This window comes from Candidatus Brocadia sinica JPN1 (genome assembly GCF_000949635.1).
In the GTDB taxonomy this organism is placed as follows: Bacteria; Planctomycetota; Brocadiia; order Brocadiales; family Brocadiaceae; genus Brocadia; species Brocadia sinica.
Genome location: NZ_BAFN01000001.1, coordinates 2,505,370 through 2,518,363, shown reverse-complemented (window position 1 = coordinate 2,518,363; position 12,994 = coordinate 2,505,370). Strand labels below are relative to the sequence as shown.

12 protein-coding genes and 1 pseudogene are annotated in these 12,994 nt (G+C 40.6%); 8 read left to right on the top strand and 5 right to left on the bottom strand.

Annotated elements, in window-relative coordinates; genetic code table 11:
• The first annotated feature begins 176 nt into the window (after positions 1–176).
• The 6 genes and pseudogenes from BROSI_RS21405 to BROSI_RS11415 all read left to right on the top strand — a co-directional run bounded on the left by BROSI_RS21405 (position 177) and on the right by BROSI_RS11415 (position 7,429).
• Positions 177–1,194: pseudogene (locus BROSI_RS21405) on the top strand (NAD(P)/FAD-dependent oxidoreductase).
• Between the two features lie 737 nt (positions 1,195–1,931).
• Positions 1,932–3,602: a TonB-dependent receptor gene (locus tag BROSI_RS11435; RefSeq protein WP_052563932.1), complete on the top strand. Its 1,671-nt coding sequence runs from the start codon at positions 1,932–1,934 to the stop codon at positions 3,600–3,602.
• A gap of 213 nt (positions 3,603–3,815) precedes the next feature.
• Positions 3,816–4,736, top strand: a complete 921-nt coding sequence (locus tag BROSI_RS11430) for a metal ABC transporter substrate-binding protein (protein ID WP_052563931.1) — start codon at positions 3,816–3,818, stop codon at positions 4,734–4,736.
• Positions 4,737–4,742: 6 nt separating this feature from the next.
• Positions 4,743–5,444, top strand: a complete 702-nt coding sequence (locus tag BROSI_RS11425; RefSeq protein ID WP_052563930.1) for a metal ABC transporter ATP-binding protein — start codon at positions 4,743–4,745, stop codon at positions 5,442–5,444.
• Positions 5,445–5,457: 13 nt separating this feature from the next.
• Positions 5,458–6,324 carry a metal ABC transporter permease gene (locus BROSI_RS11420; protein WP_052563929.1) on the top strand — a complete coding sequence of 289 codons (867 nt, stop codon included), beginning with the start codon at positions 5,458–5,460 and terminating at the stop codon, positions 6,322–6,324.
• 130 nt (positions 6,325–6,454) lie between these two features.
• Entirely contained in the window at positions 6,455–7,429 is a 975-nt protein-coding gene (locus BROSI_RS11415; RefSeq protein WP_157842499.1) for a tetratricopeptide repeat protein, read from the top strand.
• A 94-nt stretch (positions 7,430–7,523) separates the two neighbouring features.
• On the opposite strand, the gene BROSI_RS11410 is transcribed toward BROSI_RS11415, so the two are convergent.
• The gene (locus BROSI_RS11410; RefSeq protein ID WP_052563927.1) at positions 7,524–8,417 is read right to left on the bottom strand and encodes a tyrosine-type recombinase/integrase; all 894 of its coding nucleotides are present in this window, start codon (positions 8,415–8,417) and stop codon (positions 7,524–7,526) included.
• 107 nt (positions 8,418–8,524) lie between these two features.
• Here BROSI_RS11410 and BROSI_RS11405 point away from each other — a divergent pair, with 107 nt between their 5' ends.
• A complete protein-coding gene (locus tag BROSI_RS11405; RefSeq protein WP_052563926.1) occupies positions 8,525–9,625 on the top strand; it encodes an IS1380 family transposase in 1,101 nt (366 codons plus the stop codon).
• A gap of 168 nt (positions 9,626–9,793) precedes the next feature.
• Here the strand turns inward: BROSI_RS11405 and BROSI_RS11400 are convergent, their stop codons facing one another.
• From BROSI_RS11400 to BROSI_RS11385, 4 genes are all read right to left on the bottom strand, one after another.
• Entirely contained in the window at positions 9,794–10,309 is a 516-nt protein-coding gene (locus BROSI_RS11400; RefSeq protein WP_157842497.1) for a hypothetical protein, read from the bottom strand.
• 304 nt (positions 10,310–10,613) lie between these two features.
• A complete protein-coding gene (gene vapC / locus BROSI_RS11395) occupies positions 10,614–11,033 on the bottom strand; it encodes a type II toxin-antitoxin system VapC family toxin (RefSeq protein WP_052563924.1) in 420 nt (139 codons plus the stop codon).
• Positions 11,023–11,229 (bottom strand): type II toxin-antitoxin system VapB family antitoxin, encoded by a 207-nt coding sequence (locus tag BROSI_RS11390; RefSeq protein ID WP_052563923.1) that lies wholly within the window; start codon positions 11,227–11,229, stop codon positions 11,023–11,025. Before BROSI_RS11390 ends, vapC begins: the two co-directional genes overlap by 11 nt.
• A gap of 306 nt (positions 11,230–11,535) precedes the next feature.
• Entirely contained in the window at positions 11,536–12,000 is a 465-nt protein-coding gene (locus BROSI_RS11385; RefSeq protein ID WP_052563922.1) for a hypothetical protein, read from the bottom strand.
• A gap of 284 nt (positions 12,001–12,284) precedes the next feature.
• Between BROSI_RS11385 and BROSI_RS11380 the strand changes: the two genes are divergently transcribed.
• Positions 12,285–12,986 (top strand): ABC transporter ATP-binding protein, encoded by a 702-nt coding sequence (locus BROSI_RS11380; protein ID WP_052563921.1) that lies wholly within the window; start codon positions 12,285–12,287, stop codon positions 12,984–12,986.
• The last annotated feature ends 8 nt before the right edge of the window (positions 12,987–12,994 follow it).

Below are 12,994 nucleotides of genomic sequence, written 5' to 3'. Positions count from 1 at the left end.
AAAAACATTTGGAACCACAGATTTCTCAGATTACACAGATTTTGGATCATTAAATTCCACAGGTTATTGAGATTTTTATCTGCGGAATCTGTGCAATCTGTGGTTTCAGTAATTCTTTTTAAAACTTGACTCCTTTGTAAAGCTAAACCGCAGGTAAAGATTTTTAAGGAAAAAGTATGGGGATCAGACATCATCAAATTGTAATCGTTGGAGGGGGATCGGCAGGCATTACCGTTGCCTCAACACTTTTCAGGAAAGATACCAGTTTAGATATTGCTATCATTGAACCTTCCTCAAAACACTACTATCAGCCCGGTCTGACCTTTGTCGGAGCCGGTATCTTCAATATAAAGGCAATCGAGAGAAATGAAGGGGATGTTATTCCTGCAAATGCCCGGTGGATAAAAGACACCGCAGCAAAACTCTTACCCGATCAAAATAGAGTAGTAGTAAAATCAGGCGAAGAGATTCGGTACCATTATTTAGTCCTCTGTCCCGGCATTCAGATCAACTGGCATAAGATTCGTGGATTAAATGAATCTCTGGGCAAAAATGGTGTGTGCAGCAATTATAGTCCTGATTCTGCTCCCTATACGTATGAATGCATGAAAAACTTCGAGGGCGGAACTGCCATTTTTACTCAGCCAAATACACCCATGAAGTGTGGAGGCGCCGCACAAAAAGCCATGTATTTAGCCAGCGATTATTTCAGAAGGAAAGCCGGTAAGTGAAGTAACGATGAAATATGATATGATTCATGTCACTCCCCCCATGTCAGCACCTGATTTCATCAAAGAAAGTCCCCTGGCAAATCAGGCGGGATGGATTGATTTAGACAAAGATACCTTGCAACACAAACGATATATGAATGTATTTGGATTGGGGGACGCATCAGGCACCCCTAATGCAAATACGTGCGCTGCGGTCAGAAAGCAGGCGCCAGTAGTTGTGGAGAATTTATCGCAGTATATGAAAGATGGTAGTATCCCGAACTCGACAAAATATAATGGCTACGGCTCCTGCCCAATAGCAACCGGCTATGGGAAATTACTCTTAACAGAATTTGATTACAATAAAAAACCGACCCCTACATTTCCTCTGGATCCATCAAAGGAGAGATACAGCATGTGGTTGCTCAAGAAATATTTTTTACCATGGTTTTACTGGAACAGAATGCTGAGAGGGAAACCCTAAAACTTTTTAGATTTTCACTTGACTTACCGTGAAAAAGGTATTAGCATGCCTTGAATCAGTTTAAGGCCAAAACAACATTTTCTTCCAGCACATATGCCACTAATGAAGTATTTTATCCGAAACAAAAATCGAACAAATATCCTGTTTGTTTCGATTCTTCTCCCCTATTTGGTGTTATGTTTAACACTCGGAGGTTTTCATAATAGTTTTTTAAACACCCAGCATTGTAATCACAAACAGCCTCCTGTAGCCCGGAAGACGATTGATACCTCTCATACTTCACACATTGAGGTTTCAAGAAACGGTTATCAACACGACTCCGAAACATGTCAAATCTGTCAGTGGTTGAAGACCCCATCATCCGCAGTACAATTTTTAACAGTAGATAAACAATTCGATTTTGTCTGCGTTAGTTCTCCGAGAAATTTCAATCCAATACTTCCATCTTTATCCATCCATAAATTTACCATCCGTCCACCTCCCTCTTCCTCCTGTTTTTCCGCTTAACCAAATAATTTAGGCCATTAAAACACAAAGGTACACATGAGAGGTATTGTCGCTCTCTAAAAATGCATTCCTTTGTGTTCAAAGCAATTACACATCCCTATCCCCTCTTTTTAGAGGGGATAACTACAACCTCCCCTCTATCAAGAGGGGCCGGGGGTGTGTCGCGGTTTCCTTTACCAAAAAGTTTGAAATTTCTATGCAACATTCGAGGCGTTTTACAGGAGAATAGTATGAGATTGCTAAGTTATATATTACTCCTATGTATACTCATTGCAAGTAGGAGCGAATTGCTGTTCACACCTCCCACAGTATATGGAGAAGTAACGTCAACAACCGACAAAGATTCTCAACTGCCGAGCATCACAGAAGGACAAGAAGAAACTGCAGAAGGTACAAAAGAAATTAGTATTAGTAAGGACGAATTTGATGAGATCGTTGGACAACTGCAGGGTATGAAGGAGCTGCTTGTAAATATGAAACGGGATTATGATAGCCGTTTTAAGGAAATGCAAGATAAAATCGCCATCCTTGAGGAAGAAAAAGCAGCACTCGAAAAAGAAAAAATACCATTAGGAGAGGAGAGGTTAACTACTGCTAAGGTGGATACAAAAACCCCGGAGGCTTCTGTGACAGAAGAACCCATGCTGCCACAGACGGAAACGATTACAACCCCTCCTTCGTCACCTCAAACAATGGCAGAGTCTATTTCACCACCGCTGAATACAACTGCAGCTAACCAACCTGTAGGATTACAACCCAGTACATGGTCCCCTGCACAACCTATCACTTTATGGAGCCTGGGAAGGAGCTACGCGAATATCTCCTTTGATGGGTTATTTGCTGCGGCAGGTTCTACCGCGGAAGATTTGGAAATTCTTGAAACGGGTGGACACGACCCCATACAACGTGGATTTACCGTACAAAACCTGGAAGTTGTATTTGAGGGGGCAGTGGATCCTTATTTCAGGGGGCAATCTAATATTATTTTTCAAATCGATAAAGATGGAGAATCATTTCTGGAGGTGGAAGAAGCCTACCTGACTTCAATGTCATTACCTCTGAATTTACAGGTAAAAGCAGGTACCTTTTTTACGGAATTCGGAAGGCTGAACCAATTCCATCCCCACGTATGGGATTTTGCAGACCAACCATTAGTCAATGGCAGATTTTTAAGTCCTGATGGGTTGAGAAATCCTGGCGCTCGTCTTTCATGGCTGGCCCCCACGAGCAACTATACGGAATTATACTTTACCGTGCAGGATAGCCAGGGAGAAACGGTACGCAGCTTCAGATTTGAGGAAGATGGGATGGGACTGTTCGGTCGTGAGGCAGTCGAGACGCGTGTGCGCGCTATGGAAGACCTGCTTTATGTTCCCCGTATTGCAACCTCTTTTGATCTGACAGAGGAACAGACCATTTTATTGGGTGCCTCGGCGGCCTTTGGGCCAAATTCTACGGGAACGGATAAAGACACCATCATTTATGGCCTCGATATGTTCTGGAAATGGAAATCAAAATATGCTGCGGGAGGCTTCCCCTTTGTAACGTGGCAAACAGAAGTTATGGGCAGGCGATTTGAGGCCGGTGAAGACATAAATGCCGGCCTCCCCGATGAAGTGCTGGATAACTGGGGTGCGTATTCTCAGATTCTGTGGGGATTTAAAAAACGATGGGTAGCTGGACTCCGGGGAGATTATGTGGATGGAGATCAGGGAGCAACAGATCCTTTAGGGTTTGAACGCTGGCGGCTTTCGCCCAATCTCACGTTTTATCCATCGGAATTTTCGAAGATCAGGCTACAATATAATTATGATGATATACTGGGAAATGATAGTTCGGAGCATTCAGTAATTTTACAATTTGAATTCTTACTGGGTTCACACGGGGCACATAAATTTTAAAAACTGTTAACCACAGAGGGCGCAGAGAAAGATTAAAGATAAAAAAATGCGTAGGATGGGTTAGGGCAAGCGATCCTGTCACAAAGCCTAAATTTAAATTGCAAGTTTTCCCACTACAACCTATATATTGTACCTTTTAGGTATCTCTAACCGCTGGTTTGAGTCCAAAAGGAAAATTCCTTTATGTTCGCTTTGCAAAGAGGAGTATAATTTATGAAAATAAAATACCAATTATGTCTATCCTTGTTATTCGCACTGAGTTGGGTATCCGTTGCCCATGCAAAATTGAATATCGTTGCAACGACTTCTGATCTGGGCTCCCTGGCCAAGGAAATTGGAAGGGATAAAGTGGAAGTAACCAATATTGCAAAACCTACGGAAGATCCCCACTTTGTGGATGCAAAGCCCGGTTTTATTGTTAAGCTCAACAAGGCGGACATGCTTATTGAGGGAGGTTTGCAGTTGGAAATCGGCTGGCTGCCGAACTTAGTTATCGGTGCACGGAACCAAAAGATCCTTGTTGGAAATCCTGGCTATCTCATCGCATCAACGGGAATTCAAACGTTGGAAGTGCCCGATCCTTCTGTCACCCGCGCCGCGGGAGATATTCATCCGTTTGGTAACCCCCATTTTATGCTGGATCCACTAAACGGAAAGATTGTTGCAACACACATTTGCGATCGGTTATGCGAAATCGATGCAACAAATTGTAACTACTACAAGGACAACTTAAAGGATTTTACAAAGAGACTGGATCAAAAATTCTCCGAGTGGCAAAAAATGTTAGAACCCTTTCGCGGTACAAAAATTGTGACATATCATAAGACATTTCCTTACTTTGCACAGAGATTTGGTTTGAATGTGGCGGGAGCGCTTGAACCCAAACCGGGAATCCCTCCTTCCCCCGCTCATATAAATAACCTTGTTCCCATGATGAAAAATGAAGGGGTTCAACTTATTCTTATTGAACAATTTCGTGAACGCAAAATCCCAGAATTTGTTGCTGAACGGACAGGGGCAAAGGTTGTTGTTTTACCGATTATGGTCGGAGGTCAAAAAGAAATAGAAGACTACCTATCCCTTTTTGATTATACTATTAATCAGATTGTAATGGCACTCAAAACCAAATCCTGACCTGGTATGAATACTGAAAACTGTATTACCTTAAAAGACGTAGCTATTGGATATAGTGGAAATACTATTCTTCGTGACATTAATTTTTCTTTAAAAAAGGGTGAATTCGCCGTCTTATTCGGACCAAATGGGTGTGGTAAAACCACACTGTTTAAGACTATTCTACATATTATTCCTCCTATTCATGGAACTATCGCTTATGGTGACGATTATACTCCAAGATTTGGTTATGTACCACAGCGTCAACACTTAGACGAAATATATCCATTTACCGCGGAAGAAGTGGTATTGATGGGCACTTTCGGGCAGAGCAAACCATTTTATCCCACTTCCAAAACCGATCGTTCCTTGGTAGAACAATGCTTGAAAGATGTTGGGATGCTGGAGTTAAAAAAGGATTTTTTTTCCGAATTGTCCGGGGGACAGAAACAGCGTATACTTATAGCACGGGCACTGGCAACAAGACCAAATGTTTTGCTGCTTGACGAACCAATTACAGGGCTTGATGTCCTTGCTCAAAAAAAGATCATAGAACTTATCTCTGAACTGCACAAAAAGCGCCAATTAACGATTATGATGATTACCCATGAGGTTCATCATATTCCAAGCTGGGTAAAAAAAATAATCCATATCCATCACTATAAAGTAGTACTTGGCTCATTGGAAGAGATAATTTCTTTATCAAGGATCGATGAAATACCAACTTAAGGGTAATTTATAAATGGAACAACTTTTAGAGATACTTAGTCCACATTTTCTTTTACGAAACGCCTTTTATGCAGGGTTGATCGTGGGGGTTGTGTGTCCACAAGTAGGCATTTTTTTTGTGCTACGTCGTATGATTCTCTTGGGTATAGCCCTGCCTCAGGTATCAAATGCAGGTGTCGCCTTTGCATTTCTATTACATACCCTTGGATGGCATTTTTTCTACCATATGGAATCCGAAAAAGTCATGGCATTGACAGGTTCTGTAGTCTTTACGCTCATTACCATTTTTGTTTTGGCCATTCTCGAACGAAGGCGGAAAGGATTCACTGAAAACCGCATTGGGTTTACTTATGCGATAGCAGGAGCGGTTTCTATATTGTTTGTTTCCTGGAATCCTTATGGAAAATCAGAAGTGCTTTCCATGCTTACGGGAGAGATTATTTCTATCCCGGATATTTATCTATGGTCAATGCTTGCTATCTACGGCACGATCTTTATTGTTTTAATCGGTTTTCATCGTAATTTTGTATTGGTATCATATGACATTGATATGGCGACTACCATTGGGAAAAAGGTTATCCTATGGGACATCATGCTTTATCTTATTATCGGTATCATTATATCCTTCGGAGTTATGACCGTCGGCCCACTGGTTATATTTGGCTTCTTATTGATACCGCCAGTTGCAGCGAGAATGGTCACGCGCGGTGTCCCTCTTTTCTGCATCGTTTCATCAATCATTGGGGTTATCGCATCTTTTGCTGGTTTTTACATTTCATACCGCTTTGACCTTCCAACGGGTCCGACCGATGTCGCACTCCTCTGTGTTATATTAGTGTTGCTCTATTTCGGGAAAATGCTTTTCCGATTTAAAAGATAAGTTGAATCACTATCCACCCACGGATATAATTCGCTATAGAGCAAAGATTTTAATTATGCTTTTGTTTTTTAATTTGTATTCTTCATTTTTTCAGTTCTATTTTTTAATTAAACACAAGGGAGAAAATATAGTGAATAGGAAAAAGTTTGTATGTACAACAATTTGTAGCCTTGCAATTATAACGATATTGCATCCAACCTATTGTTTTTCTAAAGAGGGTATCGTTACAACCGAAAGTAACGATAAAATAAAAAGAGATACGACTGCATTCCCGATTGACGTTGCTAACGAATTTTATAAACAAGGTTTGAACTATGCGCAGTATGGCCTTTATGACGAAGCAATTGAAATGTATACGAAGTCATTGGCCAAGAACCCCGATAACATAGAGGTATATAAAAACCTTGGTCTGGCATACGCCCAAAAGGGGATGTATGGCAATGCCATTGAAGCCTTTCAGAAGGTTGTAGAAAAAAAGCCTGCAGACGCCGATACACATTACAATCTTGCTTCGGTATACTTTGATAAAGGTGTCTTTGACAAAGCAATTGAGGCATTTAATAAAACAATCCAAATCAATCCCGAATATCGTTCTGCTTATTCTCTCCTGGGTATTGCATATACAAAGATTGGTAAATACGATGAAGCAGTACAAACATTGAAGAAACGCATAGAACTAGACCCAAATCTTGCAATAGCCCATTCGAACCTGGGTATTGTTTATTCGATGAAAGGAATGGATAAGGAAGCCTTGATGGAATATAATAAGGCGCTGGAAATTGATCCAAGACATGAAAATGCACTCTATAATATTGCCTTATTGCACGATAAAACAGGAAAGGTAGATGAAGCCATCCAATATTATAATAAAACGGTCGAACTTAATGTAAGCAATGCAGATGCCCAATATCGGCTTGGCAAAAATTACATGAAGAAAAAACAATACGATGATGCAATTAACGCATTCCAGACGGCTGTAATGTCCGATCCGAATAACGTGGAAATTTACCATGATATTGGAACCGCATACAAGGCTAAAGGCATGGAGAAAGATGCAGAGGGCTACTTCACTTTATACAAAAAAAAGGCCAAAAAAGAGAAATAAAGTTCAAGCATAGAGGTAGAAATATGACATCAATGTATTTATTCCTAAATATCTGGGTATTCCACAACGCATTGATAAGTAAAGACTTATAAAATTACGCAGTTTTATAAATCGTACGTAGTTCGTACTCTTTCAAGCTTAGAACATGTTTGGTGAATTTTTCAACAGTTTCTTTCTTGTCGTCCAGGTCTCTATGGACATAGGTCATAGTAGTATTTAAATTTGTATGGCCGAGCATTTTTGATGCGACAGAAACGTCTTGAACAACCTCGGTGATTAAAGTTGCGTTGGTATGTCGCAATAAATGAAATGAAACACCAGATAGCCCCATCTTCTTAAACACCCTTATAAAATGATTACTGCACTCGCCAGCAATTTTATGATTCACTTCCCCATCGTAAAATAAGTGTTCCTTTGCATCGCCTACCGATTCCTTATACTTCTTTAATTCTCCCACCAGATAACTTGACAACGGCAAGGCGACAACCCTCCCTGTCTTCTGTGCAATGGTCGTAAGCGTTGCATTCTGGAAGTCTATATTTGACCACTTTAAAGCCATGACATCCATGAGCCGAAGTCCTGTAAACATCCCTATAAGAATCGCCATGCGTTCCCGTCCCATAGGCAATACAGATTCACCAAGGATTCGCTTAATTTCCTCATTGGTTAATACCCTCTTGCTAGTCTCATCTACTTTTAACCGTTTAAAACCCTGCATGGGATTACCACTAATTACCTTCTCTTGTACAGCCATATCAAGGATAAGCCTTAAGACAGAACAATACTGATTCACGGTAGAAGCCTTTGCCCCATCTTTTTGCACAATATCCGTGCAGAATCGTTGTATCAGGACAGCATTAAGTTTAGATACCTCGAAGCCTCCAAGATGTTTTGCAATGGCATTCACCTCCGTTTGACGGTTCACAAAAGTGTTTTCTGGCACACTCCCCTTGATATACTCTAAATACTTTCTGGAATAGGCTTCCACCGTGACTTTAACCCGGATTTCTCACCGATATGTTAGACAACCCTCGATATTTATGGTATAAGATGTTTGTAAAGAACAGATTATACATAGCAAGAGGAGGGTTGAAGGTGAAAACAGGGTGTAAAGATGCAATAGAGTATCAAGGGTTAAGCGGAAGGAAGGTAATATCGCAATTTAATAGAGGGCAAATAACAACCGACGCCGGAGGCCTGTTACTGAGAGGATTAGAACAGGCAAGAGGTTTCATGAAAGAGTTTTCAAAGTGTTTTACCAATTATCGGGATCAGGACGCAATAGAGCATACAGTAGAAGAATTATTATCACAGAGGATATATGGGATAGCGTTAGGATATGAGGACTTGAATGATCATGATCAATTGAGGATAGACCCATTGTTGGCAGTTTTGTGCAAGAAGAAAGACCCGACAGGGCAGGATAGGCGAAGCAAGAGTGTTTTGGATTTGGATGCGACGGATGATCCGATACACGGGAGCCAGGAAGGTCGTTTTTTCCACGAATGGCCTGAGGTGAAAATTGTAGTGCGGGGTGATTCGGGGTCTGCGAGGGAAGAAATCATGAGTTGGTGTGAAGCAAACCATGTGGACTATCTCTTTGGGCTTGCAAGGAATTCTCGATTACAAGAAGAGATACAAGGCGAAATGGAAGAGGCAAGAAAACAATATGAGCAGACAGGAAGAGCATCCAGGGTGTATAAAGATTTTTTCTATAAAACGGTGAAGAGTTGGTCCAAGGGTCGTCGGGTAGTGGGCAAGGTGGAATATTTAGAGAAGGGGCCAAATCCCCGGTTTGTAGTAACATCACTAAAATCGGAGGAGAAAGATGCCAGGAGTCTTTACGAGCAAGAGTATTGTGCACGGGGGGAGATGGAAAACAGGATCAAGGAACAGCAGTTACATTTGTTTGCCGACCGGACAAGTACAGAGACGATGCGTGCCAATCAACTGAGGCTGTGGTTCTCGTCAGTGGCTTATGTGTTACTCAACGAATTAAGACGGATAGGGCTTTGTTCAACAGAATTCTCACAAGCACAGTGCAGCACGATCCGAACAAAACTGCTCAAGATTGGCGCACAGGTAAAGGTGAGTGTAAGGAGAATCGCAGTTTGCCTGTCCAGTGCTTATCCCTATAAAGAAGTCTTTCAGCGCGCTTTTCAAAACATTCGTAAAGCGTATCCAATGCTCTTTTGAAGTTCAGAAAAAATTTACCATTGTAAGTATGATTGCTAAGCCGGACGGGAGCGCTACGCCCAAAATACGCCTTTTGATAGCATCTCCCGGGTTTTTATCAATAAAACGATGAGGATATTCAATGTTGATGCATAAAAGCAGAAAAATCAGTCTTGGATACCAAACTCATTATGTATTTTGAAACCTTTTGATATTACAAATTACCCTCTGTGAGAAATGCGGGTTAGGGATGCTAAAATTAACGTTGTGAGTGAGACCATCAAGGATTTGTTTGGGCGAGAATCCCTTAATCATCGACCACAAAAGAATTCTTGCTTCCTGTTTTATATCATCGATGTGCCTTTTAAGCCCTCTTTTTTTCGCCATCTTTTCAGCTACTTTTTCGGCAATATCTTGAAAAAGACTACACAATTTATTTATGGCTTCTTTATCTTGGTTTAACGCCCTCTTAATGGCATAGGTAACGAATATTCTGTCTAAGAGATCGCTACTTTTCATTTTCTCCTGTGTGAGGGTTGGTAGCCAGAGTTCGTATATGTCCGACACGGAGTAATACGGTAGGATAGGTTCAATATCCAGCGCATCATAAAGAGGATTTTGTTCGTCTTGCCCTGAATATTTTTTACCATATGGCCTGGTATTTGCCAATGACGTCAACAAACAAAAAAGCGGTATAACAAGCACAAGCTCATTACACCGTTTATAACACACGCTACTTAAAATTACCTTAATTCCGAGCGACTCCAATAACCCTGGATTCGATAGAATTCCTTTTTCAACCTTTCTTTTCTTGTTATCCTTAAGGCGTCTTGAATTACTGCGCTCAGGGTCTTCCCCCTTCTTCTTCGGCTATCATTTTCGCCTCTCTTGCCAAGTTCTCTGGAAGGGAAATAGTCTTTTTGATTGTTGTAGCTGTCATAAATACACCTCCTATTGTGGTATGAAATAATCATACCATAAGTAATTTTGCCAAAGCAATTACTTCTTGTTATATCTTAAATTCATCAATGAAATCTATGATTGATAATTCGAGGTGTTTTGTCACTAATCTAAAATGCCTATCATGATGAATGAGGGTATAGTTATAAGCCTTAGCAATCGAGGCAATGATTAAATCAATCGTGGGAATAGTAATGCCATTTTTCTTAAGGTTATAGCCAGCATTGTACGCCATTTCCCAGACTTTTCCATTTGCGGGTAATAATTCAAGTGACTCTAATCGTAACTTCATCTCGGGATACTCTTTTTTATCACGACATCCCTGCAATAGTTCAAGAATAATGATGTTTGTTGTTGCAACATGGGAGGAATCAAGGGTTTTGATTATTAGTTGCTGTAGGTTTTTATTCCCGGTTTTCTTAAAACTTTCTATCCATGCAGATGTATCAATCAGGATTCTATCTTTCATTACGCATCTTTCTTAGGTCTTTCAGGTCAAGATTAAATTCATCGAAATTACCTATAAGATTTTTCAGTTCCTCTCGTCTCTTTAACCTTAGATAGTCTTTCATCGCTGTAACTATAGCGTTCTTTTTTGATTTTGCGCCTGATTTTTCCATGACCTCTTTTAAAAGCTCATCATCTATGTCAATTGTTGTACGCATTTATCACCTCTCATTTTATGTTAAAAACTGTCTGTCAAATATGCAAATATTATAGCACAATAGGCATAATGTCGGCGTTTATTTTGACACTATACTCAAAAAATTTGGTTTATCAAGGCTTTTTTATAAATGATGTGTGATTTCAAGAAAATTCTGCGCAACCACGAAGAGGTCTCATTACTAGAAACGGCACATGCCCCTTAATAGGGGGTGGGGGTGTCAAAAGGATGTCCGCCTAGTGGGAATCGTTGCGATCATTTCGTGCGTTCCACGCCCTTTAATCGAAGACAGTGGTATGCTGAAAAACTATCCTTCTTGTTGTGTAAATTCGGCATTTATGACTTGCTCTATATTTTCCTCTCCACCCTCACCAGGATAATCACGGTATGCGCTGAGGTCGACCAATTCAGTCTCGGCATTCACATTGATGTTTAGATGCCTATTGATAATAGACGACTCACGGCGCTGCTGCTCTCGGTAAATCTCGTGCGCTTCTTTCAAGCATATTTCCTCTTTCTTGGATAGCTTCTGCTTCTCTTTGTCTTTAAGCACCTCTTGTGCCATCCTGAGTGTGAGTCTTGCAACATTGTGTCCCATTTTAAGCATATCGGGGGCAACTAAATCGTAGGACTTGACCCGCCTTTCCAGTGCATACGCAGCCTTAGTTCCAGGCTTTCCCGCATAGCCAGCCTGTTTGTAAGCTTCCTCTATTGACTTCCCGGCGCTCCGTAAAATTGTGTATGCCTCTTGTTTTGGATTGTCTTTTTTCATAGAATTATACCTCCGAATTGATAATTAATGAAACCTCTCGTCGTACTTTCTCTGAACCTATATATAAAAACCGATAAAAAATCTGCACTGTTAAGCAATGATGAAAATGTCTTGAAAGCCTTGAAAATACTGGTAGAATCAAAAGAAATCAAAAAAGATAAAAACACATAAAAAAGCTTGAAAAATCCTAAATAAATAATTGACTAATACTTACAGGTATGATATAGTTTCAGCCTACAATTTTTACAACAATTGTTTATTGTATATCATGTGCATTTCAGGTTATGACAAACAGTTATAGACTCTTACAGGCTACAAATTTAGTTAAAGAATATACGGATGGTGAGCGCACAGTGCCTGTTTTGCAGGGTATTAACTTATCCATTGAAAAGGGTGAGATTGTAGCGATTGTGGGTGCCTCAGGTGCCGGGAAAAGTACGTTGTTACATATTCTGGGGATTTTGGATACACCAACCACTGGTTCTGTAATATACAAAGGAATAAATCTGACTCAGTTAAATGCGAAGAAACAGGCAGACATGCGTAACCGTATTTTCGGTTTTGTTTTCCAGTTTTACCATCTACTGCCTGATTTTACTGCCTTGGAAAATGTTTTGCTGCCCGGCTTAATTGGAAGTGGGTTTTCAAGATGGAGGGCGATAAATAAAAACTACAAAGATCGGGCAACTTCGTTGCTAGAAAGGGTTGGTCTGGGGAATCGCTTGACGCACAAGCCTTCACAGCTCTCTGGTGGTGAAAGGCAACGGGTTGCTATTATACGGGCGCTGATTAATAACCCTGAATTATTGTTATGCGATGAGCCAACGGGTAACCTGGATACAAAGGCAGGCCATGAAATCCGAGAATTGATATGGGATCTGAATAAGACACAAAATCAAACAGTTGTGATCGTTACACACGATGAAGAAATAGCCAAACATGCCGTACGAGTTGTAAGAATCGTTGATGGATGCATTCTAGAATAGAAGGAAGA